We start from the raw sequence: 25,413 nt of genomic DNA, 5'->3' as shown, positions 1-25,413 counted from the left end.
CATAGCGGTGGTACTGCAGCACCGTCACCGGACGCGCGCCGTCCGGTCGCGGACTCACCAGCCCGATGCGCGCATGCGTACCGCCGACGTCGGCCGCCAGGAAAACGGCATCCGTCGCGGCCGACGACCGCACATGCTGACTGTGGTTACCCCGTTCTGCCACCGCCATCCCCTCGTCATTCCTGTGTCACGAGCCTGTGAAACCGGGCTCGATTTTTGGCGGAGTCTGGTAACGGTTGACAACGTTGTCAATAAGGAACTTTCCTGTTGCGAAACAGGGGTTTGGCGCAACACAGCAAACGCAAGCTATTGCGCCCTTATCGCAGGTTCTTGATGCAGTGCAACAGCTTGTTATCGAAGATTTTTCTATGATTGGACGAGGTTCGCCCGGGGGGATTTCCGGCCATGTCGCGGCGCGCCACGAGCGCTCGAAAAATGTGTCCTGGCGATCCCGCTTCAAGACGCCCGCAATGACCCGCAAGCGTCAATATTTGACAACGTTGCTAGTTAGCGCGGATAAAGGTCATTCGGGGGAATCGGGCGCCAGGGCCCACCAGTCACCAGGCAATCTGCGGGGAGTCTTGCTATCCATGTCGTCCACAACGCTTGCCACGGGGCAGACGCGTCATTCCAGCGTGGTGCCGATGCTCATCATCGGTGTGCTGTTCTTCATCTTCGGCTTCGTCACCTGGCTCAATGGCCCGCTGATCACCTTCGTGAAGCTCGCCTTCAATGTGGATGACGTTTCGGCATTCCTGGTACCGCTGGTCTTCTACTTCTCGTACTTCTTCCTGGCCATTCCCTCTTCCAGCGTGCTTCGCCGCACCGGCATGAAGAAGGGCATGGGCCTGGGCCTGTTCGTGATGGCCATCGGCGCGGTGATGTTCGGCCAGTTCGTCAGCATGCGCATCTTCTATCCCGCGCTGGTGGGCCTGTTCGTCATCGGCGCCGGCCTGGCTCTGCTGCAGACGGCTTCCAATCCCTACATCAGCATTCTCGGCCCGATCGACAGCGCCGCGCAGCGCATCGCCTTCATGGGCATCTGCAACAAGGTGGCCGGCGCGCTGGCGCCGTTCGTATTCGGCGCTCTGGTGCTGTCGGGCATCGACAGCTTCGACCAGCAGGTAAAGGCCGCGCCCTCGCCGGAAGCGAAGGAAGCCCTGCTCAACGCGTTTGCCGCCAAGATCCACATGCCTTACATGATCATGGCCGCGCTGCTGGTGCTGCTGGCGATCTGGGGGGTGCGCTCGCCGTTGCCGGAGATCAAGCCTTCCGGTGCCAATGCCGAATCGGACATCGGCCACGCCAAGGGCGGCATCTTCAGCTTTCCCCACCTGTGGCTTGGCGTGCTGTGCCTGTTCCTCTACGTGGGCGTGGAAGTGATGGCCGGCGATGCCATCGGTACCTACGGCCAGGGCTTTGGCCTGCCGCTGGAGGAGACCAGGCACTTCCCCTCCTTCACGCTCATCGCCATGCTCGCCGGCTACCTTGCCGGACTGGTGCTGATCCCGCGCTTCATTTCCCAGCAGAGCTACCTGGCGCTGTCGGCGGTGCTGGGCGTGCTGTTCACCCTCGGCGCCTACTTCACCACTGGCCACACCTCGGTGGGTTTCGTGGCCGCGCTGGGCTTTGCCAACGCCATGATGTGGCCGGCGATCTTCCCGCTGGCCATCCACGGCCTGGGCCGCCTCACCGAGCGCGGCTCGGCCCTGCTGATCATGGCCATCGTGGGCGGCGCCCTGGTGCCCCAGCTGTTCGTGCACCTGAAACAGCACTTCAACTTCCAGCTGGTATTCATGGCCCTGATGGTGCCCTGTTACCTGTACATCCTTTACTACGGCGTCAGGGGCCATCGCGTGGGCCAGCACGCGCCCTGACCACCAAGGCTGGCGGCACGGCCATCGCCTCACCGCCAGCCAGCGCTTGCTGGGCTACGATGCCCATCCCAGTTCTGCCGGAGTCCCCACGTTGCGCAACCCCACCATCAAGGACGTCGCCAAGCGTTCGGGCGTTTCGCTCAAGACCGTATCGCGCGTGATCAACCGCGAGGCGTCGGTACGATCCGATACCCGCGAAAAGGTCGAGCGCGCGATCGAGGCGCTCGGTTACCAACCGAACCCCTCGGCCCGCGGCCTGCGCAGCACCCATGCCTACGCGATCGGCCTGGTCTACGACAACCCGAACGCGCACTACGTGATCAGCATGCAGGACGGCGTGCTCTCGGCCTGCCGCGAACGCGGCTTCGGCCTGCTGATCCACCCCTGCGACTCCACCTCGCCCGACCTGGCGGAGGAGCTCTGCGCGCTGGTCGAGCGCAATCGCCTGGCCGGCCTGGTGCTGGCGCCGCCGATGTCCGAGCAGGCCGAGTTGATCGCCACGCTGACCGAGAACGACATCTGCTTCGTGCGCATCATTTCCTCGCGCGACGATCCGCACGATGGCGCGCCCTGCGTATATATCGACGACCGCAGCGCGGCCTACGCCATTACCGAACACCTGATCCAGATGGGCCACAAGCGCATCGGCTTCCTGTGGGGCGAACCGCACCACCGCTCCAGCCCGGAGCGCTACCAGGGTTATGCCGACGCGCTGAAGGATTACGGCCTGCCGCTGGACAAGAAGCTGGTGCTGCCCGGCCGCTATGCCTTCGACGACGGCTTCCGTGGCGCGCGCAAGCTGCTTGCGCTGAAGGACCCGCCGACCGCGATCTTCGGCAGCAACGACGAAATCGCCGCTGGCGTGCTGGCCGCTGCCCGTTCCAGCGGCATGGACGTGCCGTGGAACCTGTCCATCGCCGGTTTCGAGGACAGCCCGTTCTCCAAGCAGGCCTGGCCGGCGCTGACCACCGCGCGCCAGTCCACCAGCGACATCGGACGCCACGCCGCCCTGCAGCTGATGGCCGAGCTGCAGCGCAAGGCCGGCGCCGCGGTCGAGCTGCCGCACAGCGAATGTTTTGTACCCGAACTGGTGGTGCGCGGCTCTACCGCGCCACCGCAGACCCCCACGCCACGCAAGGGCTGAGGCACGGCCCAGCCCTGCGGTGTGCGCCCACACGCATGCCAAGAGAAAGACGATGAAGGAAGCCAGCAACACCCTGATGTACCGCGAGGCCCACGAGACGGCCGCCGTGGTCGAGCGCCAGCTGCGCGAGAATGCGCAGATCCTCAAGGCCCTCGGCGAACAATTGCGCGCCAAGCCTCCCCGCTTCATCGTCACCTGCGCCCGCGGCAGCTCCGATCATGCCGCGGCGTATGCCAAGTACGTGTTCGAGACCCGTCTCGGGCTGATCACCGCGTCGGCTTCGCCGTCGATCTCGTCCATCTACGACGCCGACCTGCACCTGGACGGCGCGTTGTTCGTGGCCATCTCGCAATCGGGCAAGAGCCCGGACCTGCTGCGCAGCGCGCAGGCCGCCAAGGATGCCGGCGCGCACGTGGTCGCGCTGGTCAACGTGGAGGATTCCCCGCTGGCCCAGATGGCCGACACCTTCGTGCCGCTACGCGCCGGCCCGGAAGTAAGCGTGGCCGCCACCAAGAGCTACCTGGCCACGCTGGCCGCGATCCTCCAGCTCACCGCGCACTGGAGCAACGACGGCGAACTGCACGCCGCCGTTGACCGACTGCCCGACGACCTGCGCCGCGGCTGGGACGGCGACTGGAGCGCGCTGGTCGAAGGCCTGCGCGATGCGCGCAACCTGTTCGTGGTGGGCCGCGGCTACGGCTTCGGCGCAGCGCTGGAGGCGGCGCTCAAGCTCAAGGAAACCTGCGGCCTGCACGCCGAGGCGTTCAGCGCGGCCGAAGTGAAGCACGGCCCGATGGCGCTGGTCGGCGAAGGCTTCCCGGTGCTGTTCTTCGCCCAGGACGACGGCACGCTGGAGAACACCCTGGCCGTGGCGCGCGAGTTCCGTGCGCGCGGCGCCCGCGTATTCGTGGCCGTGCCGGGCAGCAGCGAACCCGACACGCTGCCGCTTCCGGCCGGCATCGCACCAATCGTGACGCCGTTGCTTGCCGTGCAGAGCTTCTACCGCGCCGCGAGCGAACTGTCGCTCGCTCGCGGCTTCGATCCGGATGTACCGCCGCATCTGCGCAAGGTGACGGAGACCGTCTGATGACCAGCCAGCCCACCGCCCTCATCAACGGTCGCGTGCTCACCGACCACGGCCCGCAGGACGGCCTGGTGGTGCTGGTGCGCGGCGAGCGCATCGAGGCAATCACCCGCGCGGACGATCCGCGCGTGGCCAGCGCCCGTTCGCACGATCTCCACGGGCGCCTGCTGCTGCCCGGCTTCATCGACGTGCAGGTCAACGGCGGCGGTGGCGTGCTGTTCAACGCCGAGCCCACGGTGGAGGCGCTGGCGACCATCAGCGCCGCGCACCGCAAGTACGGCACCACCGGCTTCCTGCCCACGCTGATCACCGACACCGCCGAAGTGATGCGCAAGGCGCTCGACGCCGTCGATGCCGCCATCGAGCAGGGCGTACCGGGCGTGCTCGGCATCCATCTGGAAGGCCCCTTCCTCGCCACCGCGCGCAAGGGCATCCACGACGCCAGCCTGTTCCGCCTACCCGATGCCGAGGACATCGCGGCCATCACGCGTAATCGTCGCGGCGTGGTGATGCTCACCCTCGCCGTGGAAGAAGTACCGCTGGACACCATTCGCCAGCTCAGCGAGGCCGGCGTGCTGGTGGTGGCCGGTCACACGGCGGCCAGCTACGCGACCACGCGCGCCGCACTGGATGCGGGCGTGTGCGGCTTCACTCATCTCTACAACGCGATGACCCCGCTGGGCAGCCGCGAACCGGGCGTGGTCGGCGCCGCGCTGGACGATCCGCACAGCTGGTGCGGCCTGATCGTCGACGGCCACCACGTGCATCCGGTGGCGCTGCGCGTGGCCATCGCGGCCAAGGCCCGCGGCAAGAGCGTGCTGGTCACCGACGCGATGCCGCCGGTGGGCTCGGACAATCCCGGGTACGTGCTCAACGGCCAGACCATCATCGCCCGCGACGGCATCTGCCAGAGTGACGCCGGCGTGCTGGCCGGCTCGGCGCTGGACATGGCCACCGGCGTGCGCAACCTGGTGCACATGGTGGGCCTGCCGCTGGCCGAAGCCTCGCGCATGGCCAGCGCCTACCCCGCCGAGTGGCTGGGCCTGGGCCGCACGCATGGCCGCCTGGTGGCAGGCCAGCACGCCGACTTCGCCATCGTCGACGAAGCGTTGGTGGTGCACGAGACCTGGGTCAACGGCGTGCGCTACCAGGTGGGCTGAGCTTTCGGGCTTCGCAGGACCGTCGCCGCCGGGGCGGCGGCGACGCCTTTCGCGGGAGCGCACCCTGTGCGGCCAAGAGCGGTCGCGCACAGCGTGCGCTCCTACAGGCGAACGCCCGCCGCAGCGGGCGTTCCGCCAGGCCGCCTACTGGTACACGTGCAGCCGGTTGAAGATCCATGCGTGATAGGACTTCACCAGCTCCGGCTGCGCGCAATCCGTATACAGGCCGTTGCAGCGCGTGCGCAGCGCAATGGCGGCGGAGAAGTAGGGATCGGTCGGCAGGTCCGCCGCCTGCAGCACCATGCTGGGCAACAGGGCGATGTCGAGCATCGGGTAGCGCGGCAGCGGCGCACCCTGGAAGTTGCTCTTGATCATGTAGTACGTGAGGTAGTCCTTGTACGGCACCAGCGTCGCCGGCCAGGTGCGCGGCATCTCGCGGATCAGGCCGTTGAACGACGGCTGGTGGTCGCCGAAGTGCCCGATCACCGTGGGTTGTTCGCGATCGAGGAAATCATGCTCCAGCCCGCGCATCGCCACGTCGGAGTTGTGCAGATTGGACAGGTAGGTGTTGAAGTTCACCGATTCGGCCGTCGGCAGCCCCTTCAGCAGGCCCTTGTTGAACGGCGCGGGCAGCGCGGAGATCGGGTCGGTGTCGTGCGGGCCGTGCTGCGCCAGGGTCAAAATCATGATGAAGACCGGCTGCCCCGGCTTCTTCACCTTGTCGTAGACGCGCTTGGCCGCGGTGAACATCTGCGCGTCGCTTTCCTCCCACTCCTCCAGGCCGAGCTGGCCGGCGTCGTAGAACTGGTCGAAGCCGTACGCGGTGTAAGCGTTGCGGCCATTGAGGAAGGCGCCGTTGGTCGGGTAGATCGCCACGGTGAGATAACCCAGGCGCTGCAGCTGGCGCGGCAGGCTGTCCTGCACGTGGGGCGCCAGCACATACGGCGCGTACATGCCGCCGGGGCCGAAGATGTCCTGCGGCATGCCGGTGAGCGTGGCGAACTCGCTGACCCAGGTGCCACCACCGAAGGTGTGCACGCGCATCGGGCCGGTAGAACGGGTGCGTGCATCGGGCTTGAACAGGCCCACGCGGCACTCGGGGATGTTGCACTGGGTGTAGTTGGCCGGGTTGAAGGTGCTTTCCTCCAGCACCTGCACGATGTCCGGATAGGTCTCCGGCGAACGCGGCGTGGCCGCGGGTTCGCCCTCCGCGGTGGCACCCCATTCCTGCTCGGCCACGGTTTCGTCGCCCATGTCGGGCAGGCGCACGTCCGAGTCGCTGAAGTTGACGAAGAAATTGGTGATCTGCGCGTCGTCGGAGAGCTTCTCCCAGGTGTTGCGCGCATGCACCTCGGCGAACGGGCCGTTGGGCAGCAGGCACACCCAGAACGCCAGCGCCCACAGCGCCACGCCACCCAGGCGGGTGAACAGCGCGCGGCTCGGGCTCAGGTGCGCCAGCATGCGGCGATCCCAGCGCCACACCGCCCACAAGGCCAGCGGCACCAGCACGCATACGCCCACGCTGAGTATCCACAGGTGCGGGTAATGCCCCAGCGTCTCCAGCAGGCTGCTGCGGATGTAGTAGACGAAATCCGACGGCATCAGCGGCGAATCGAGGTAGCGCAGCTTCATCACCGACAGGAAGTTAAGCGCCAGGAACAAGCCGCCGCTCACCACCAGCGCCGTGGCCGGCCGAGCAAACGCGAACAGCAGCACGCCGAAGGCGCACACCATCAGTGCGATCACGAAGGCCTGCTGCAGCAGTGCCGGCTCGCGCAGCGCGGTCATGCTCACGCAGAACAGGAAGAATCCTGCTGCACACAGCCATGGCCCACTTTTCCGCAGGATACGAAGCGGTTGTAGCGGCATAAACGGAAAGGCCCCCTGTTTGGCCCGGTGTCATCGTGGCGCAATTCTACGGACTTGTTCACGCCACATGCACAACGGCCGGCAACGGCCAAACCGCGCCACCATGCGGTTCAGCAGCGGTTTCGCCACCCCTGAGACACCTCGATCTGCTAGGTTGCGCCCCTTGTTTGCCAAAGAACGGACCGCTTCCCCATGTCCCTGCGCCTGCGCCCCCTCGCCCTCGTCGCCATGGCCGCCCTGGCCGGCTGCGCCACCCAGGCCTCCAAGCCGGCCCAGCTGCCGGACGGCAGCCACGCCCAGGTGGCCATCCTGGAAACCACCGACGTCCATTCCAACGTGCTCAGCTACGACTACTACCGTCAGCGCGAGGACGATTCGGTAGGCTACGAGCGCACCGCCACGCTGATCCGCCGTGCCCGCGCGCAGTACCCCAACAGCTTCCTGTTCGACAGCGGCGACACCATCCAGGGCAGCGTGCTGGCCGACTACCAGGCGCTGGTGAAACCGGTGGGCTGCGAGGAGGAGCTGGGCATCTACCGCGCCATGGACGCCCTGGGCTACGACGGCGGCACCGCCGGCAACCACGAGTTCAACTACGGGCTGGGCTTCCTGTCCCAGGTCACCGGCACGCCGATGAACGTGGAGGGCGGCCACAGCAACCGCTGCGCCGGCCCGCACTTCCCGCTGGTGCTGTCCAACGTGCTGAGCACCCGCGACGGCCAGCCGATCTTCCAGCCGTGGACCATGGTGCAGAAGGACATCACGGTGACCGCGCCGGACGGCAGCCAGCACAAGGTGCCGCTGAAGATCGCCATCATCGGCTTCACACCGCCGCCGATCCTGGAATGGGACAAGCAGAACCTGGCAGGCAAGGTCACCGTGACCGGCGTGGTCGAGGCGGCCAAGACCTATATGCCGGCGATCCAGGCACAGCATCCCGATCTGGTGGTGGCCGTGCTGCACGGCGGCCTCAACACGGCCCCGTATACGCCGGAGATGGAAAACGGCGGCTGGTACCTCGCCGGCGTGCCCGGCATCGACGTGCTGCTGCTGGGCCACTCGCATACCGAATTCCCCGGCCCCCATTACAAGGGCATGGCCGAGGTGGATGCCGAACGCGGCTTCGTGCGCGGCAAGCCCGCGGTAATGGGTGGCTTCTTCGGCAAGGACCTGGGCGTGATCGACCTGGCCCTGCAACGCAAGGATGGCCGCTGGGTGATCGACGCGGGCCAGACCCACAGCGAAGTGCGTCCGATCTGCGCAAAGAAGAACGACTGCGTGCCGGCCGACCCGGCCATCGCGCCGCTGGTGGCGCAGGCGCAGCAGTCGGCGGTGGCCTATGTGAACACACCGATCGGCAACAGCCAGGTGCGCATGAGCAGCTATTTCGCCGACGAGGGCAACATGAGCGCGCTGGCGCCGATCAACGCGGCCATGCGCGACTACGTGCAGGCCGAGCTGCCCAAGCTGCATCCGGAACTGGCCAAGCTGCCGGTGCTCTCGGCCGCCGCCGCGTTCCGCACCGGTTTTGGCGGCCCCGATGACTACACCGACGTGGCCGCTGGCCCGCTCACCCTGCGCAGCGCCGCCGACCTGTACTTCTATCCCAATACCCTGGCCGCGGTGCAGGTGAGTGGCGCCGGCCTCCAGGCCTGGCTGGAGAAGTCGGCCGAACGCTTCAACCAGATCGACCCGAACAAGGAAGGCCAGCAGCCGCTGGTGGACGATCATTACCCCGGCTTCAACTTCGACCAGATCCAGGGGGGCGTGAGCTACCAGATCGATGTCTCCAAGCCGGCCGGCCAGCGCATCGTCAAGCTCAGCTACCAGGGCAAGCCGGTGAAGCCCGACCAGCAGTTCATCGTGGCCACCAACAACTACCGCGCCAGCGGTGGCGGCAATTTCCCCGGACTGGACGGCAAGAACATCGTGCTGGCCGCACCCGATGGCGCCCGCGAGATCCTGGCCAAGTGGCTGCAGCAGAAGCAGACCCTCACCGCCCAGGACCTGCCGCACGCCTCCTGGCACTTTGCCCCGCTGAAGACCCGCGGCGAGGTGGTGTTCAAGGCGGCCGCCGGCAAGCAGGAGGTGGCGCACGAGGCTGGCCTTAAGAACATCCGCCAGCTCAAGGACAACGGTGACGGCACGGCGATCTACGCGATCGACCTGTCGCACTGAGGAACACCCGAATGACTAACCGTCTTCCCGGCGAAAGCCGGGATCCAGCGCCTTGGCAATATTCTGAAGACACTGGATTCCAGCTTTCGCTGGAATGACGGAAGGCGGCTACAAGGTTTCACATGTACCTGTTGACTGCAGTGCAGCAATCCACCTAAGGTCGGGCCATGTCGCCATCATTCGCGCCAGCACGCATGTTCCATAGCCCGGTCATTACCGGGTGCGTGACGCTGTCCGTCGACTCCATCGCCACCACCACCACGACCACTATTACCACCGGGTCGGGGTGGGTGTCCGTGCGCGAGTAAGTTTCTCAACGCCAACGGCCCCGCCCTCGATGAGGCGGGCCGGGCACACTCCGACTCCCCTCCGCGAGCACGGGCCCCCGAACTGGAGGCCATCGTGAACCTTGTCGCATCACCCTCGCTGGAACAGCCGTCGCCGCCACCGCATGCCGTGGCGCTGCCGACGGTCACCGCACGCGCACGCGTGCTCGCCGTGGGCCTGATCGGCCCCGGCCGTGTCGGCAGCGCCCTGCTCGACCAGCTGCGCGCCGCGCAGCCACGGTTGGCGCGTGCCGGACTGGAACTCAAACTGTGCGGGGTCGCCGCCAGCCGCCGCATGTGGCTGGATGCGGACGACCCCGAACTCAACGGCCGCTTCGGCGGCGCGCAGACCTGGCGCCCGGGCAACCTGGACGAGTTCGCCGCCCACGTGCGTGGCGACGGCGATCGCCACGCCATGTTGATCGACTGCAGCGCCAGCGACGCGGTGGCCTCGCGTTACCCCGAGTGGCTGGCCACCGGACTGCATGTGGTGACGCCGAACAAGCTGGCCGGCAGCGGCCCGCTGTGGCGCCTGCAGGCCATCCGCGCGGCCTGCGGCAGCGGTGCGCGCTTCCGCTACGAAGCCACCGTGTGCGCCGGCCTGCCGGTGGTGCAGACGCTGCGCGACCTGCTCGACACCGGCGACGAGCTGCTCGCGGTGGAGGGCATGTTCTCCGGCACGCTGGCCTGGCTGTGCCATCGCCATGACGGCAGCCGGCCGTTCTCGACGCTGGTGCGCGAGGCACACGCGCTCGGTTATACCGAGCCTGATCCGCGTGACGACTTGTCGGGACTGGATGTCGCGCGCAAGCTGGTGATCCTGGCCCGCGAGGCCGGATGGTCGCTGTCGCTGGAGGATGTGGACGTGGAAAGCCTGGTGCCGCGAGCGCTCGCGGCCTTGCCCGCCGAACAGGCCATGGAGCACCTGCACCTGCTCGATGCGCCGATGGCACGCCAGGTGGCGCGCGCACAGACCCAGGGCAGCGTGCTGCGCCATGTGGCCAGCCTCGACGCCAAGGGCCACGCCCGCGTGCGGCTGGCGGTGCTGCCGGCCGCCCATCCGTTCGCCCATTCGCGGCTCACCGACAACATCGTGCAGTTCACCACGCACCGCTACCGCGACAACCCGATGCTGGTTCAAGGCCCGGGTGCGGGGCCCGAGGTCACCGCGGCCGGCGTGTTCGGCGACCTGCTGCGCATTGCAGAATCACTGGAGGTGCGCTGATGAATGCGCAACTGGCCGATCCCATGACATCACCCCAACGCGCACTGAGCGCACAGGCCATGGCCTTCGCCAGCGTCGGCAACGTCGCCGTGGGCTTCGACATCCTGGGCCACAGCGTGGCCGGTGCCGGCGATCGCGCGGTGGTGCGACGCATCGACGAACCCACCGTGCGCATCGTGGCCATCCACGGCAGTACGCACGAGTTGCCGCTGGAAGCCAGCCGCAATACCGCCGGCGCCGCCCTGCTCTCGTTGCGTCGCGCACTGGGCCTGCAGCACGGCTTCGAGGTGGAGCTGTACAAGGGCATCGCGCTGGGTTCGGGCATGGGTGGTTCGGCAGCATCGTGCGTCGCCGCGCTGGTGGCCGCCAACGCGCTGCTGGAACGACCGCTGCCGCGCGAGGCGCTGTACGGCTTTGCGCTCGACGGCGAGACCGTGGCCAGCGGCAGCCGGCACGGCGACAACCTAGGGCCGATGCTGCTGGGCGGCCTCGTGCTGGCCACGCGCGATCGGCTGCTGCGCCTGCCGGTGCCCGATGCCTGGCATTGCGCGCTGGTGCATCCGCATGTGGTGCTCGAGACACGCCGTTCGCGCACCGTGCTTGCCGACGGCTTCGCGCTGTCGGAGGTGGTGGCCCAGCAGGGCAATCTCGCACTGGTGCTCACCGGCTGCCATCGCGGCGATGCCACGCTGGTACGCGAAGGCTTGAAGGATGTGCTGGTCGAGCCGCGCCGCGCACCGCTGGTACCGGCCTTCGCCCGCGTGAAGCAGGCCGCGCTGGATCACGACGCGCTGGGCGCGAGCATCTCCGGCGGCGGCCCCAGCGTATTCGGCTGGTACGAGCGGCGCGAGGACGCCGAACGCGCCGCCACGGCCATGGCCGCGGCCTTTGCCGAGGAAGGCATGGCCAGCGACGCGCTGGTATCGCCCATCAACGGGCCGGCGGCCACGGTGCTCGACGAGGACGTGGCATGAACGAGCCATTGCACTACCGCAGCACACGCGGTGCCCGGCACGGCGCGTGCGTCGACGAGGTGATCGCCGCCGGCCTGGCGCCCGATGGCGGCCTGTACGTGCCCGAGGCGCTGCCCTCGCTGGAACTGTCGGCGTTCGATCCGGACGGCACGCTGGCCGATACCGCCACCACCCTGCTCTACCCGTTTTTCCGCGGCACCGCCATGGCCGAGGCGCTGCCGGTGATCTGCCGCGAGGCACTCGACTTTCCCGTGCCGCTGCGCCCGCTGCCGCGGCACGGCGACGCCTCGATGCTGGAGCTGTTCCATGGCCCCAGCGCCGCGTTCAAGGACGTGGGTGCGCGCTTCCTGGCCGCCTGCTTCCGCCGGCTGCGGCGCAACGACGCCACGCCACTGACCATCCTGGTGGCCACGTCCGGCGACACCGGCGCGGCGGTGGCGGCGGCCTTCCACCGCCAGCCAGGCGTGCGCGTGGTCATCCTGTACCCGGACGGCCGCGTATCGCCGCGCCAGGCCCATCAGCTGGGCTGCTTCGGCGACAACGTGCAGGCGCTGCGCGTGGCCGGCAGTTTCGACGACTGCCAGCGCATGGTGAAGGCGGCGCTCAACGACGCGGCACTGCAGGCCAGCATGCCGCTGTCATCGGCCAACAGCATCAGCCTGGGGCGCCTGCTGCCGCAGATGAGCTATTACGCGCATGCGGCGATGGGCTGGTGGCAGCGGCAGCGCTCGCCGCTCAACCTGATCGTGCCCACCGGCAACCTGGGCAACGCGCTGGCGGCGGTATGGGTGCGCGAGATGGGCCTGCCGATCGGCGAAATCCAGCTGGCCTGCAACGCCAATGCCACGCTGAGCGACTATTTCGACGGCGAGAACTACACGCCGCGCCCAGCCATTCCCACCCTGGCCAACGCGATGGACGTGGGCGCGCCCAGCAATTTCGAGCGGCTGCGCTGGACCTTCCCGCGCGACTACGAGCTGCGCATGCAGCTGCGCGCCACCAGCGTCGACGACGACACCATCCGCCAGACCATCGTGTGGCACGCGCAGGAACACGGCGAGGTGTTCTGTCCGCACACCGCCACCGCCATGCACGTGCTCGATCGCATGGGCGCCACTGACCTGCCGTGGGCCGTGGTGGCCACCGCGCATCCGGCCAAGTTCGAGAGCGTGGTGGAACCGCTGATCGGCCGGCACGTCGAGGTACCACCGGCCCTGCAGGCCATGCTGCAGCGACCCGCCAGCGCCGAGCCGCTGCCGGCCGACGACGAGGCACTCAAGCACTGGCTGGGCTACCAGCTGGCCTAGCCCGCGCGGTCGTGGCGCCAGATGTCGCCACCCAGGTTCCTCACCCATGGCGCAGGCTCGTACCGCTGCCGCTGCGGCGCTTGCCCGCCGGCCAGCGTGCCGGTAAAAGCCCCGTACACGGAGAGATGGGCGAGAATGGCTGCGCCGCCCGGAGTCGACCAGATCAGGATGTCCCCACGTATCCCCAGCCCCGGCATGCGCGCCCCGCAACGGCGTCGCGGCCACGAACGGGTCGCCGCGCTGCTGTCGGCGGCCTCGAGCTGTTTCGTCGAAAAAGGTTACGACGCCGCCACCATGACGGAGATCGCGGCGCGGGCCGGCGCATCCATCGGATCGCTGTACCAGTTCTTTCCCACCAAGGAAGCCCTCGCCGAGGCCTTGATCGCCGATCATGCCGAAGCGCTCTATGGGCACATGGAACGCCTGGTGGTGCAGACCCCGGGCTGGAGCAGCGACGAACTCGCCGCACGGCTGATCCGCACCTTCGCCGACTACCGCCGGCGGCACCCGTCGTTCGTGGTGCTGGTGGAAGCCGGCGGCTCGCTGCCCTCCATGCTGGGTCGCACCATACGCCACCGCATCCGCGACTACCTGTCGCAGATCCTCGCCATCCATGCACCCGCGCTCGCGGCCGGCGACCTGCGCCCCGCGGCGATGGTCGTGCAGCAGCTGATGAAAGCCGCCGTGGCCCTGCACAACGAGCAGCCGGCGAGCCTTCGCCAGGCTGCGCAAACCCAGCTGCGTAGCGCTCTTGCGCTGTACCTGAAAGATCTCGCTGAACAGCGCCAGCCCACCGCATGACGAGGGGCCTTCCGATGTCTGGACATCTGGACGTCCAAATGTGCCCGGCGGCACGACCTTGCAAAAATTTCACAAGAAACTGTTGACAAGGGATTGCAACCCCCGGTACGGTCGGTTGCATGTCGCAGCGCAACAGCCACGATCGCATTGCCGAACCGATTGGTCCCCCGACCATCGACGGCGCGCCGCGTCTTCGCAACAACCTCCTTCTTGCCCTTGTACTCGTACTCCTTATTACCAACGGAGGTGCGGGCTGAGGGCGTGTGTCCAGGTAAAGCAAAACTGACCTAGATACCACTCAAAAACCCCGCACCCGGTAACGGATGCGGGGTTTTTTGTTGCCCAACGGCGCGTGCCAGCGGAGCCAAAGATGACCCCCCAGGACACCCCCAGCAGCGAGAGCAGCGACGTGACGGACGTAGCCGCCGAACGCGTGCGCATCTTCGACACCACCCTGCGCGACGGCGAGCAGGCGCCCGGCTTTTCGATGGATCGCCGCGCCAAGCTGCGCATGGCGCACGCACTCGAGGCACTTGGCGTGGACATCATCGAGGCGGGTTTCCCCAGCGCCTCGCCCGACGATTTCGGTTCGGTGGCGGAGATCGCCCGCGTGCTGCGTGGCCCTACCGTGGCGGGCCTGGCGCGCTGCCATGACGGCGACATCGACGCCTGCGGCCGCGCGCTGCAGGACGCCCGGCACTCGCGCATCCACCTGTTCCTGTCCACCAGCCCGCTGCACCGCGAGCACAAGCTCAACATGAGCAAGCAGCAGGTGATCGACACTGCCTGCGCGGCCATCGAACGCGCGAAGCAGCTGTGCCACGAGGTCGAATTCTCGGCCGAGGACGCCATGCGCACCGAGCCCGAGTTCCTGGTGGAGGTGTTCAGCGCCGCCGTGGCTGCCGGCGCCACCACGCTCAACGCGCCCGACACGGTGGGCTACACCACGCCGGCCGAGATCGCCGAGCGCTTTGCCTACCTGCGCAAGCACGTGCGTGGCGCCGGGCACGTGGTGTTCTCCAGCCATTGCCACGACGACCTCGGCATGGCGGTGGCCAACAGCCTCGCCGCGGTGTCGGCAGGCGCGCGCCAGGTGGAGTGCACCATCAACGGCATCGGCGAGCGCGCCGGCAACGCCTCGCTGGAAGAAATCGTGATGGCGCTGCGCGTGCGCCCCGCCTACTACGGCGTGGAGACCGGCATCGACACGCGCAAGCTCTACCCCACCTCGCGCCTGCTGACCCAGCTCACCGGGCAGGCCGTGCCACGCAACAAGGCCGTGGTCGGCGAGAACGCGTTCGCGCACGAATCGGGCATCCACCAGCACGGCATGCTCAAGCACCGTGGCACCTACGAAATCATGCGTCCGCAGGACGTGGGCATGGGCGAGACCAAGCTGGTGCTCGGCAAGCATTCGGGTCGCCATGCGCTGCGCCAGCGCCTGCAGGTGATGGGCCACGCGGTGGAAGAAGCGGCGATGGACGACATCTTCGCCCGCTTCAAAGCGCTGGCCGACAAGAAGCGCGAAGTGCACGACGAGGATCTGGAAGCCATCGCGCTGGGCATGGATCCGGAAGCGACTGGCCCGTGGCGCATCGTGCAGCTCAACACCAACACGCACCTGGGTGGCAGCGCCTCGGCCACGGTGAAGCTGTCGCACGACGACGGCCACGAGGCCGGCGAAGCCGCCATCGGCGACGGCCCGGTGGACGCCGTGCTGCGTGCGATCGAACGCGCCACCGGCGCGCGCCTGGATGTCACCCAGTTCCAGGTGCGTGCGGTCAGCGAAGGCGGCGACGCGCAGGGCCAGGCCCAGCTCACTGCGCGCCACGCCGATCGCGACTGGCGCGGCCACGGTGTCAGCACCGACATCATCGAGGCGACCGCGCAGGCCGCGCTCGCCATCGTCAACCGCATCGAACGACAAGCCCCTCCTCGTAACGAGGCTTCCATTGACGAGTGCGGCCATGGATGGCCGCTTCTTGACCTTCGCGCGAATGGACGCGCGCAAAAGGAGAACACGCAATGACCACGCCATTTCTCTGGCACAACGGCCAGATCAAACCCTGGACCGAGGCCACGGTCCACGTCAGCACCCATGCGCTGCACTATGGCTCCTCGGTATTCGAAGGCGAACGTGTCTACGCCACGCCGCAGGGCCCCGCCTATTTCCGCCTCGCCGACCACACGCGCCGCCTGTTCGAGTCGGCCAAGGTGTACGAGATCGAGGTCGGCTTCAGCGAAGACGAGGTCAACGCGGCCTGCCACGAAGTCATCCGCGCCAACCGCATGAAATCGGCCTACGTGCGTCCCATCGTGTTCCGCGGTGCGGGCGGCCTGGGCGTGCTGCCCAAGGGCGATTCGCCGGTGGATGTGGCGATCATGGCGCTGGAATGGGGCGCCTACCTGGGTGATGCGATCGAGCACGGCGCCGATGTGTGCGTGTCCTCCTGGCACCGCCCCGCACCGAACACCCTCCCGAGCTGGGCCAAGGCCGGCGGCAATTACCTGAGCAGCCAGCTGATCGCGCTCGAAGCGCGTCGCGGCGGCTACGCCGAAGGCATCGCACTGGGCCACAACGGCCTGCTGAGCGAAGGCGCCGGCGAGAACCTGTTCCTGGTCAAGAACGGCAAGCTGCTGACCCCGCCCACCAGCGCCGGCATCCTGGCTGGCATCACCCGCGAATCGGTGATCACGCTGGCTGGTGAGCTGGGCATCGCGGTGGAAGAACGCGACCTGCCGCGCGAGGCGCTGTACACCGCCGACGAGATCTTCATGACCGGCACCGCCGCCGAGATCACCCCGGTGCGCTCGGTGGATCGCAAGCCCGTCGGCGCCGGCCGCCCCGGCGACGTGACGCGTGCACTGCAGAAGGCCTTCTTCGGCCTGTTCGACGGCACCACCACCGACAAGTGGGGCTGGCTGAATTTGGTTGGTGCGGTCACCCCTGACCGCGAAGATCAAACAGCGGCCATCCATGGCCGCACTCTTCATCAAACGCCGGCTTCGATGGGAGCCACTGCATGACCGCCAAGACCCTGTTCGAGAAAGTGTGGAATGCGCACGTCGTCGCGCCGGAAACCACCGACACGCCTGCCATCCTCTACATCGACCTGCACCTGGTGCACGAAGTGACCTCGCCGCAGGCCTTCAGCGAACTGCGCGAGCGCGGCCTCCAGCTGCGCCGCCCGGATCGCACGCTGGCCACGCTCGACCACTCCACGCCCACCCTGCCCGCCGATGCGAACGGCGAGCGCCCGTATGCCACGGCCGAAGCCAAGGCGCAGGTCGCGCAGCTGGAAACCAACTGCCGCGAGTTCGGCGTGGAGCTGCATGGCTGGGACAGCAGCGACCGCGGCATCGTGCACGTGATCGGTCCGGAGCTGGGCGCCACCCAGCCGGGCATGACCATCGTGTGCGGCGACAGCCACACTTCCACCCATGGCGCGTTCGGCGCACTGGCCTTCGGCATCGGCACCACCGAGGTCGGCCATGTGATGGCCACGCAGTGCCTGCTGCAGCGCAAGCCCAGGACGCTGGCGATCCACGTGGACGGCCAGCTGCCGGCTGGCGTGGGTGCGAAGGACCTGATCCTGCACATCATCGGGGAGATCGGCGTCGACGGCGGCACCGGCCATGTCATCGAGTACCGCGGCGATGTCATCGAAGCGATGTCGATGGATGAGCGCATGACGGTATGCAACATGTCGATCGAGGCCGGCGCGCGCGCTGGCCTGATCGCCCCGGACGACACCACCTTCGCCTGGCTCAAGGGCCGGCCGCGCGCGCCGCAGGGCGCCGCATGGGAAACGGCGGTGCAGCACTGGCGTGCACTGCGCAGCGACGCGGGTGCGCAATACGACCGCGAAGTGCGCATCGACGCCAGCAAGGTGCGCCCTACCGTCACCTACGGCACCCATCCGGGCATGGCAATTGCCATGGACAAGCCGGTGCCGGCCGCGCGCAACGCGATGGAGAAGCGCGCGCTGGACTACATGAAAGCCGAAGCCGGCAAGCCGATGCAGGGCACCGCGGTCGACGTGGTGTTCGTCGGCAGCTGCACCAACTCGCGGCTGTCCGACCTGCGCGAAGCAGCCCACGTGCTGCGCGGCCGCCGCGTGGCCGAGGGTGTGCGCATGCTGGTGGTGCCGGGTTCCGAGGCGGTGCGCCGTGATGCGGAAAGCGAAGGCCTGCACCACGTGTTCACCGCGGCCGGTGCCGAATGGCGCGTGCCGGGCTGCTCGATGTGCATCGCCATGAACGGTGACCTGGCGCAGCCGGGCCAGCTGGTGGTGAGCACCTCCAACCGCAACTTCGAGGGCCGCCAGGGCAAGGGCGCGCGCACGGTGCTGGCCAGCCCGGCGACCGCCGCGGCATCGGCCGTGGCCGGGCGCATCGCCGATCCGCGGGAATACATGACGGAGGTGGCGGCATGAAGGCCCGCGCTTTTCTTCCTCTCCCCGCCGGGGAGAGGACCGGGCTGACCGGCCCGTCTTGCCAGAGCCTCGCCTCGTTCAATCTTGCCGCGAGCACCCACCCCTCACCCCAACCCTCTCCCCGGCGGGGAGAGGGTGCAAAGCACCGCGCCCTCGCGGCGTGTTGTCCTTCGGAGGTTTGTTAATGCGCCCCGTCACCCGTATCCACTCCCGCACCGCCGTCCTCACCGACGAGAACATCGATACCGACCGCATCATCCCGGCGCGCTTCCTCACCACCACCGAGCGCGCCGGCCTGGGCAAGCTGTGCTTCAACGACTGGCGCTACCAGGCCGACGGCAGCGACAACCCCGCGTTTCCGCTGAACCAGCCGCCGGCGCGCGGCTGCGCGATCCTGGTGGCCGGCCGCAACTTCGGCTGCGGCTCCTCGCGCGAGCACGCGCCGTGGGCCTTGCTGGACTACGGCATCCAGGCCGTGCTGTGCAGCGAGATCGCGGACATCTTCCGCAACAACGCTTTGAAGAACGGCCTGCTGGCGCTGGTGCTGGACGAGGCCGAGCACCGCTGGCTGCTCGAGCACCCCGGCATCGAGCTGAGCATCGACGTGCGCGAGCAATACGTCGCCCTGCCCGACGGCGGCCGCATCGGTTTCCAGTTGGAGCCCTTTGCCCGTCATTGCCTGCTGAACGGCGTCGATCAGCTGGGCTACCTGCAGCACCACGGTGACGCCATCACCGCCTACGAACAACGCGTGGAGAAAGCCGCATGAGAGCGCATATCGTCACCCTGCCCGGCGACGGCGTCGGCCCCGAAGTCACCGCTGCCGCGGTCACCGTCCTCGACGCCGTGGCCGCTCACTTCGACCACCATTTCCATTTCGACGAACACCTGATTGGCGGCTGCGCCATCGATGCCACCGGTGAGCCGCTGCCGGCGGCCTCGCTCGACGCCTGCAAGGCCGCCGACGCGGTGCTGCTGGGCGCCGTGGGCGGCCCGAAGTGGTCCGACCCGGGTGCACCGGTGCGGCCTGAGCAGGGCCTGCTGGCGCTGCGCGCCGCGCTGGGGGTCTACGCCAACCTGCGTCCGTTGCAGGTGCACCCCGCGCTGGCCGAGCTGTCTCCCCTGAAGAACGAGAAACTGAAGAACGTCGATGTGCTGTTCGTGCGCGAACTGACCGGCGGCGCCTACTTCGGCGCCAAGACGCGCACCATCGACACCGCCACCGACGAGTGCAAGTACACCGTGGCCGAAGTGGAGCGCGTGACCCGCCGCGCCTTCAACCTGGCGCGCGAACGCCACAAGCACGTGACCTCGGTGGACAAGGCCAACGTGCTGGAAACCTCGCGCCTGTGGCGCAGCACGGTGCAGCGCATCGCCGCCGAGTACCCCGACGTAAAGCTGGAGCACCAGCTGGTGGACTCCATGGCCATGCTGCTGCTCACCCAGCCGGGCAAGTACGACGTGGTGGTCACCGAAAACCTGTTCGGCGACATCCTCACCGATGAGGCCGCCGCGCTGGCCGGTTCGCTGGGCCTGCTGCCATCGGCCTCGCTGGGCGAGGGCAAGGCCGGCCTGTACGAACCCATCCACGGTTCGGCGCCGGACATCGCCGGCCAGGGCGTGGCCAATCCGATCGGCGCCATCCTCTCCGCCGCGTTGCTGCTGCGCCACTCGCTGGGCCTGGAGCAGGAAGCCTCCACCGTGGAAGCCGCCGTGGCCGAGGTACTCGCGCACGGTCCGCACACCCGCGACATCGGCGGCAAGGCCGGCACCCGCGAGGTGCTCGACGCCGTGCTGGCCGCGCTGGACGAACACGCCTGCAATGCGGCGGCGTTCCTGCGCTGGGGGCGGGCCTGCGGATGATCGATCGCCATGGCTGCCGAAGCCTTTCAACGGCGTCATTCCGGCGAAAGCCGGAATCCAGCGCCTTGAAGGCGCGCGCAAGTCACTGGACCCCAGCTTTCGCTGGGATGACGGCTTTGTCGGGAACGGCAAGCCCCGAACTCGCCATTTCATTGGAACCCACGCATGCGCAGTGATTTGATCAAGACCGGCCCCGACCGCGCCCCGGCGCGCGCCATGCTGCGCGCCACCGGCATGGACGATGCCGCCATCGCCAAGCCATTGGTGGCGGTGGTGCACACCTGGTCCAACGTGAGCCCGTGCAACCTCAACCTGCGCGAGCTGGCCGAGCACGTGGCCGAAGGAATCCGCGCCGCGGGGGGCACGCCGGTGGAGTTCAACACCATCGCGGTGACCGACGGCATCGCCATGGGTACGCCCGGCATGCGCGCCTCGCTGATCAGCCGCGAAGTGATCACCGATTCCATCGAGCTGGCCGTGGATGGCCACTGCCTCGACGCGATGGTGGTGCTGTGCGGCTGCGACAAGACCATTCCCGCCGCCGCAATGGCGATGGCGCGCCTGAACATTCCCAGCGTGGCGCTGTACGGCGGCACCATCTCGCATGGCCTGCACGACAGCCACCCGATCACCATCCAGCAGGTGTTCGAGGCGGTGGGCGCGCACAGCGCCGGCAAGATCGACGACGCCGAACTCACCTCGGTGGAACGCGATGCCTGCCCGGGCGCCGGCGCCTGTGGCGGCCAGTTCACCGCCAACACCATGGCGATGGTGCTCACCACGCTGGGGCTGTCGCCGATGGGTTTCAACGACATACCCGCCACCCACCCGGCCAAGTCGGCCGCGGCTCGCCGCTGCGGCGAGCTGGTGATGGAGTGCCTGGCGCAGGACCGCACGCCGCGCGAGATGCTGAGCGAAACCGCCTTCCGCAACGCCGCCCGCATGGTGGCCGCCACCGCCGGTTCCACCAACGCCGTACTGCACCTGCTGGCGATCGCGCGCGAAGCCGGCACGCGCTGGGCACTGGAAGATTTCGAGCCGGCCTCCAGGCACACCCCGGTGATCGCCGACCTGCTGCCCGGTGGCCGCTACACCGCCGTGGAGATGTTCGGCGCCGGCGGCAGCGCGCGCGTAGCGCAGGAGCTGATCGCCGCCGGCATGCTGGACGATACGCCCACCGTCACCGGCCGCAGCCTGTTCGAGGAAGCCGCCGTTGCCCCGCGCGCAGAGCAGCAGGACGTGGTGCACCCGATCGCGCGGCCGCTGAAGCCGCGCGGTGGCTACTCCATCCTGTACGGCAACCTGGCGCCGGAAGGCTGCATCCTCAAGCTCGCCGGCAAGGGCGCGAATCACTTCGAAGGCCGTGCCCGCGTGTTCGAGAGCGAGGAACAGGCCTTCGCCGCCGTGCAGGGCGGCACCATCGAAAAGGGCGACGTCATCGTCATCCGCAACGAAGGCCCCGCCGGTGGCCCCGGCATGCGCGAGATGCTCGGCGTCACTGCCGCACTGATCGGTCGCGGCATGGGCGACGACGTGGCGCTGATCACCGATGGCCGCTTCTCCGGCGCCACCCACGGCTACATGGTCGGCCACATCGCGCCGGAGGCGGCGCGTGGCGGCCCCATCGCGCTGCTGCGCGACGGCGACCGCATCCGCATCGATGCCGACACGCGCCAGATCAGCACCACCGCCGACCTCGCCGAGCGTCGCGCCGGCTGGCAACCGCCCGCGCCCAAGGTCACCCGCGGCGCGCTGGCCAAGTACGTCTCGCTGGTGGGCTCCGCGTCCGACGGTGCCACCACGCAACCCATCGCAGTACGCAGTCCATCCGCTTCTTCCGCATCCCGACACGTCAACGAAGACACGAACGCAGGAGTCACCGCATGAGCAGCAACAGCACCAACGACACGCTGGCCAAGGCCCGCATCGCCGTCCTTGGCTACGGCAGCCAGGGCCGCGCCCACGCCCTCAACCTGCGCGACTCCGGTCTGGACGTCGTGGTCGGCCTGCGCAAGGGTGGTCCCTCGTGGGAGAAGGCCCGTGCCGAGGGCTTCACCGTGGCCGAGCCGGGCGACGCCGTGAAGGACGCCGACCTGATCGCCGTGCTCACGCCGGACATGGTGCAGCCCAGGCTGTACAAGGAGAGCATCGAGCCGAACATCAAGCCCGGCGCCGCGCTGCTGTTCGCGCACGGCTTCAACGTGCACTTCAAGCAGATCGAGCCGCGTGCCGACATCGACGTGATCCTGGTGGCGCCCAAGGGCCCGGGCGCGCTGGTTCGCCGCGAGTATGAGATTGGTCGTGGCGTGCCCAGCATCTGGGCGGTGTACCAGGACGTCAGCGGCCAGGCCGAGGCCAAGGCCAAGGCGTACGCGGACGGCATCGGCGGCGGCCGCGCGCTGCTGATCAAGACCGACTTCAAGGAAGAAACCGAAACCGACCTGTTCGGCGAACAGGCCGTGCTGTGCGGCGGCGCCAGCTCACTGGTGCAGGCCGGCTTCGAGACCCTGGTGGAAGCCGGTTACCAGCCGGAGATCGCCTATTACGAAGTGCTGCACGAACTGAAGCTGATCGTGGACCTGTTCTATGAAGGCGGCATCGCCCGCATGCTCGAGTTCATCTCCGAGACCGCGCAGTACGGCGACTACGTCAGCGGCCCGCGCGTGATCGATGCCGGCACCAAGGCGCGCATGAAGGACGTGCTCAAGGACATCCAGGACGGCACCTTCGCGCGCAACTGGATCGCCGAGTACAACGCCGGCCTGCCGAACTACAAGAAGTTCAAGCAGGCCGACCTGGAACACCCGGTGGAACAGGTGGGCGCCAAGCTGCGTGCGCGCATGCCGTGGCTGCAGGCCAACGCGCCCAAGCCGGCGGCAGAGCCGGCGGCAGAGCCGCTAAAGAAAGTGGGTTGAGTCTTTAGCTCGTCATTCCTGCGAAGACAGGAATCCAGCGTCTTTCAACATGAAGGCAGGACCACAAAGGCACTGGATCCCTGCCTTCGCAGGGATGACGAGCGTGGAATGTTGTCGCGATTCAAAGGGTGTTGTTCGACTCGAGGGGTGCTTATCCCGCACGCATTACCCCTCCCTTGCCCTCCCCTGACATTCAAGGGAGGGAGTTTTTCCAACCGAAATTCGCATCGCCGAACTGTCTGCGATCTGGGAAAGCCGATTACCGTGAACATGCCACTGCAAAAGGAGATGGCCGCGCCGGCCTCCACCCATCCGCTCGCCGGCCAGACCATGAGCGGCGCCGAGGTGGTGGTACAGGTGCTGGCCGACGAAGGCGTGCACGTCCTGTTCGGCTATTCGGGCGGCGCGATCCTGCCGGTGTACGACGCGGTGTTCCGTTTCAATGCCACCCATCTCTCGCCGATCGGCGGCGAGCCGATGCCACTGATCGTGCCCGCCAACGAGCAGGGCGCCGGTTTCATGGCGGCCGGTTATGCACGCGCGTCGGGCAAGGTGGGCGTGGCCATCGTCACCTCTGGCCCTGGCGCCACCAACATGGTGACGCCGGTACGCGATGCCATGTCCGACTCGGTGCCGATGGTGGTGATCTGCGGACAGGTGCCCACCGGTGCACTGGGCAGCGATGCCTTCCAGGAGGCGCCGGTCAGCAACATCATGAGCCCGTGCGCCAAGCATGTGTTCCTGCTCACCGATCCCTCGCGGCTGGAAACCACCCTGCGCACCGCCTTTGAGATCGCCCGCAGCGGCCGGCCAGGCCCGGTGGTGGTGGATATTCCCAAGGACGTGCAGAACGCCACGCTGACCTTCGCCGGCAGCGGCACCCTGCCCATTCCCGGCTACCGCGCGCGCCAGCACGCCATCCAGAACGCACGGGTGGACGATGCGCAGTGCGCGGCCTTCTTCGAGGCACTGGGCAACGCGAAGCGACCGCTGATCTATGCCGGCGGCGGCATCATCGCCGGCGAGGCATCGGCCACGCTACGCGCCTTCGTGCAGCAGTTCGGCCTGCCCGTGACCACCACCCTGATGGCACTGGGCGCGGTGGATACCACCGAGCCGCTGGCGCTGCACATGCTGGGCATGCACGGCACCGCGCATGCGAACTACGCGGTGGAAGACTGCGATTTCCTGCTGGCGCTTGGCGCACGCTTCGACGACCGCGTGGCCAGCGTGCCGGGCAAGTTTGCGCCGAACGCACGTTTCATCGCGCAGATCGACATCGACCCGGCCGAGATCGGCAAGGTGAAGTCGGTGCAATGGCACCACCAGGGCGACCTGGACCAGACGCTATCGCGCCTGCACCACTACGGCCTGCGCCACGACCTGCATTTCGCCAGCGAGGGCCGCTACGCGGACTGGCACGCGCACATCGCCGCGCTGAAGGCCACCCATGCACTCAACTACGATCGCGACAGCGCGCTGATCCAGCCGCAGGCAGTGATCGAGGCGATCAACCGCCACACCCTGGGCCGCGCGGTGATCAGCACCGGCGTGGGCCAGCACCAGATGTGGGCGGCGCAGTACTTCGATTTCCGCGAGCCGCGCCATTGGCTCACCTCCGGTTCGATGGGCACGATGGGTTTCGGCCTGCCGGCGGCGATCGGCGCGCAGTTCGCGCGGCGCGACGCGGTGGTGATCGACATCGACGGCGACGCCAGCATCCGCATGAACCTGGGCGAGCTGGAAACCGTCACCACCTACGGCCTGCCGGTGAAGGTGGTGGTGCTCAACAACATCGGCGACGGCATGGTGCGCCAGTGGCAGAAGCTGTTCTTCCGCGGCCGCTTCGCCTCCTCCGACAAGAGCCTGCACAAAAAGGATTTCATCAAGGCCGCGCAGGCCGACGGCTTCGAGTGGGCGCGGCGGCTGGAGCGCAAGGAGGAGCTGGCCGACACCATCGCCGACTTCCTCGCCTTCGACGGACCGGCCTTCCTCGAAGTGATGATCGACCCGGATGCGGGCGTCTACCCGATGGTGGGACCGGGTGCCACCTATGCACAGATGATCACCGGCGATTTCATCCCGTCGCGCGTGGCGCTGGCGACGGGTGGGGACGCCACATCCGACATGTTCTAGGCCGTCGGCCCGGCGGACCCCAAAAGGGGGTGAGCGCTGGGCCCCAGCAACTTTTCAGCCTACAGGCGCTGGATCCCGGCTTTCGCTGGGATGACGAGTAGGAGGGATTACGGAGTCT

Annotated in this window: 18 protein-coding genes; 17 read left to right on the top strand and 1 reads right to left on the bottom strand. The window is 67.9% G+C overall.

From position 1 onward, the window contains the following. The first annotated feature begins 590 nt into the window (after positions 1-590). From DVU99_RS07235 to nagA, 4 genes are all read left to right on the top strand, one after another. Positions 591-1,877 carry a sugar MFS transporter gene (locus DVU99_RS07235; RefSeq protein WP_114239549.1) on the top strand — a complete coding sequence of 429 codons (1,287 nt, stop codon included), beginning with the start codon at positions 591-593 and terminating at the stop codon, positions 1,875-1,877. A 91-nt stretch (positions 1,878-1,968) separates the two neighbouring features. Then, positions 1,969-3,021, top strand: a complete 1,053-nt coding sequence (locus DVU99_RS07230; RefSeq protein WP_114239548.1) for a LacI family DNA-binding transcriptional regulator — start codon at positions 1,969-1,971, stop codon at positions 3,019-3,021. Positions 3,022-3,073: 52 nt separating this feature from the next. Then, complete coding sequence (locus DVU99_RS07225; protein ID WP_114239547.1) at positions 3,074-4,108, top strand: SIS domain-containing protein; 1,035 nt, start codon at positions 3,074-3,076, stop codon at positions 4,106-4,108. Continuing rightward, positions 4,108-5,265: an N-acetylglucosamine-6-phosphate deacetylase gene (gene nagA / locus DVU99_RS07220; RefSeq protein WP_114239546.1), complete on the top strand. Its 1,158-nt coding sequence runs from the start codon at positions 4,108-4,110 to the stop codon at positions 5,263-5,265. The genes DVU99_RS07225 and nagA overlap by 1 nt, the downstream gene beginning before the upstream one ends. Positions 5,266-5,409: 144 nt before the next feature. Here nagA and DVU99_RS07215 read toward each other — a convergent pair whose 3' ends face one another. Continuing rightward, positions 5,410-7,053 (bottom strand): sulfatase-like hydrolase/transferase, encoded by a 1,644-nt coding sequence (locus DVU99_RS07215; RefSeq protein ID WP_343126322.1) that lies wholly within the window; start codon positions 7,051-7,053, stop codon positions 5,410-5,412. A gap of 273 nt (positions 7,054-7,326) precedes the next feature. Here DVU99_RS07215 and DVU99_RS07210 point away from each other — a divergent pair, with 273 nt between their 5' ends. The 13 genes from DVU99_RS07210 (at position 7,327) to ilvB (ending at position 25,295) form a co-directional block, all read left to right on the top strand. Next, positions 7,327-9,312 carry a bifunctional 2',3'-cyclic-nucleotide 2'-phosphodiesterase/3'-nucleotidase gene (locus tag DVU99_RS07210; RefSeq protein ID WP_114239544.1) on the top strand — a complete coding sequence of 662 codons (1,986 nt, stop codon included), beginning with the start codon at positions 7,327-7,329 and terminating at the stop codon, positions 9,310-9,312. Between the two features lie 456 nt (positions 9,313-9,768). Beyond that, positions 9,769-10,863, top strand: coding sequence for a homoserine dehydrogenase (locus DVU99_RS07205; protein WP_198670234.1), 1,095 nt, complete (start codon positions 9,769-9,771; stop codon positions 10,861-10,863). Then, on the top strand, positions 10,863-11,837 hold the full coding sequence (locus DVU99_RS07200) for a homoserine kinase (protein ID WP_114239543.1): 975 nt from the start codon (positions 10,863-10,865) through the stop codon (positions 11,835-11,837). Before DVU99_RS07205 ends, DVU99_RS07200 begins: the two co-directional genes overlap by 1 nt. Beyond that, entirely contained in the window at positions 11,834-13,144 is a 1,311-nt protein-coding gene (gene thrC, locus DVU99_RS07195) for a threonine synthase (RefSeq protein ID WP_114239542.1), read from the top strand. Before DVU99_RS07200 ends, thrC begins: the two co-directional genes overlap by 4 nt. A 168-nt stretch (positions 13,145-13,312) precedes the next feature. Continuing rightward, on the top strand, positions 13,313-13,945 hold the full coding sequence (locus tag DVU99_RS07185) for a TetR/AcrR family transcriptional regulator (protein ID WP_157971373.1): 633 nt from the start codon (positions 13,313-13,315) through the stop codon (positions 13,943-13,945). A 370-nt stretch (positions 13,946-14,315) separates the two neighbouring features. Then, a complete protein-coding gene (locus DVU99_RS07180) occupies positions 14,316-15,974 on the top strand; it encodes a 2-isopropylmalate synthase (RefSeq protein WP_114239539.1) in 1,659 nt (552 codons plus the stop codon). Next, the gene (locus DVU99_RS07175; protein ID WP_114239538.1) at positions 15,971-16,972 is read left to right on the top strand and encodes a branched-chain amino acid transaminase; all 1,002 of its coding nucleotides are present in this window, start codon (positions 15,971-15,973) and stop codon (positions 16,970-16,972) included. Before DVU99_RS07180 ends, DVU99_RS07175 begins: the two co-directional genes overlap by 4 nt. Then, entirely contained in the window at positions 16,969-18,381 is a 1,413-nt protein-coding gene (leuC, locus tag DVU99_RS07170) for a 3-isopropylmalate dehydratase large subunit (protein ID WP_114239537.1), read from the top strand. Before DVU99_RS07175 ends, leuC begins: the two co-directional genes overlap by 4 nt. A gap of 184 nt (positions 18,382-18,565) precedes the next feature. After that, positions 18,566-19,150 (top strand): 3-isopropylmalate dehydratase small subunit, encoded by a 585-nt coding sequence (gene leuD / locus DVU99_RS07165; RefSeq protein WP_114239536.1) that lies wholly within the window; start codon positions 18,566-18,568, stop codon positions 19,148-19,150. Then, positions 19,147-20,244 carry a 3-isopropylmalate dehydrogenase gene (leuB, locus tag DVU99_RS07160; RefSeq protein ID WP_114239535.1) on the top strand — a complete coding sequence of 366 codons (1,098 nt, stop codon included), beginning with the start codon at positions 19,147-19,149 and terminating at the stop codon, positions 20,242-20,244. The genes leuD and leuB overlap by 4 nt, the downstream gene beginning before the upstream one ends. A 165-nt stretch (positions 20,245-20,409) precedes the next feature. Beyond that, entirely contained in the window at positions 20,410-22,131 is a 1,722-nt protein-coding gene (gene ilvD, locus DVU99_RS07155; RefSeq protein ID WP_114239534.1) for a dihydroxy-acid dehydratase, read from the top strand. Further along, a complete protein-coding gene (gene ilvC / locus DVU99_RS07150) occupies positions 22,128-23,159 on the top strand; it encodes a ketol-acid reductoisomerase (RefSeq protein WP_114239533.1) in 1,032 nt (343 codons plus the stop codon). Before ilvD ends, ilvC begins: the two co-directional genes overlap by 4 nt. A 270-nt stretch (positions 23,160-23,429) precedes the next feature. Continuing rightward, positions 23,430-25,295: a biosynthetic-type acetolactate synthase large subunit gene (ilvB, locus tag DVU99_RS07145; RefSeq protein WP_114239532.1), complete on the top strand. Its 1,866-nt coding sequence runs from the start codon at positions 23,430-23,432 to the stop codon at positions 25,293-25,295. The last annotated feature ends 118 nt before the right edge of the window (positions 25,296-25,413 follow it).

It is taken from the genome of Dyella sp. C9, from assembly GCF_003332825.1.
Classification (GTDB): Bacteria; Pseudomonadota; Gammaproteobacteria; order Xanthomonadales; family Rhodanobacteraceae; genus Dyella.
The sequence above is the reverse complement of the archived record's forward strand: the minus strand, read 5'-3'. Positions and strand labels throughout refer to the sequence as shown.

Bases quoted from the DNA above. Each gene is read 5' to 3' on its own strand.
- DVU99_RS07235 (WP_114239549.1), top strand. From the start codon at position 591: ATGTCGTCCACAACGCTTGCCACGGGGCAGACGCGTCATTCCAGCGTG.
- ilvC (WP_114239533.1), top strand. From the start codon at position 22,128: ATGAGCAGCAACAGCACCAACGACACGCTGGCCAAGGCCCGCATCGCC.
- DVU99_RS07225 (WP_114239547.1), top strand. From the start codon at position 3,074: ATGAAGGAAGCCAGCAACACCCTGATGTACCGCGAGGCCCACGAGACG.
- DVU99_RS07185 (WP_157971373.1), top strand. From the start codon at position 13,313: ATGTCCCCACGTATCCCCAGCCCCGGCATGCGCGCCCCGCAACGGCGT.
- nagA (WP_114239546.1), top strand. From the start codon at position 4,108: ATGACCAGCCAGCCCACCGCCCTCATCAACGGTCGCGTGCTCACCGAC.
- ilvD (WP_114239534.1), top strand. From the start codon at position 20,410: ATGCGCAGTGATTTGATCAAGACCGGCCCCGACCGCGCCCCGGCGCGC.
- ilvB (WP_114239532.1), top strand. From the start codon at position 23,430: ATGCCACTGCAAAAGGAGATGGCCGCGCCGGCCTCCACCCATCCGCTC.
- DVU99_RS07215 (WP_343126322.1), bottom strand. From the start codon at position 7,053: ATGACCGCGCTGCGCGAGCCGGCACTGCTGCAGCAGGCCTTCGTGATC.
- DVU99_RS07175 (WP_114239538.1), top strand. From the start codon at position 15,971: ATGACCACGCCATTTCTCTGGCACAACGGCCAGATCAAACCCTGGACC.
- thrC (WP_114239542.1), top strand. From the start codon at position 11,834: ATGAACGAGCCATTGCACTACCGCAGCACACGCGGTGCCCGGCACGGC.
- leuD (WP_114239536.1), top strand. From the start codon at position 18,566: ATGCGCCCCGTCACCCGTATCCACTCCCGCACCGCCGTCCTCACCGAC.
- DVU99_RS07200 (WP_114239543.1), top strand. From the start codon at position 10,863: ATGAATGCGCAACTGGCCGATCCCATGACATCACCCCAACGCGCACTG.
- leuC (WP_114239537.1), top strand. From the start codon at position 16,969: ATGACCGCCAAGACCCTGTTCGAGAAAGTGTGGAATGCGCACGTCGTC.
- leuB (WP_114239535.1), top strand. From the start codon at position 19,147: ATGAGAGCGCATATCGTCACCCTGCCCGGCGACGGCGTCGGCCCCGAA.
- DVU99_RS07210 (WP_114239544.1), top strand. From the start codon at position 7,327: ATGTCCCTGCGCCTGCGCCCCCTCGCCCTCGTCGCCATGGCCGCCCTG.
- DVU99_RS07180 (WP_114239539.1), top strand. From the start codon at position 14,316: ATGACCCCCCAGGACACCCCCAGCAGCGAGAGCAGCGACGTGACGGAC.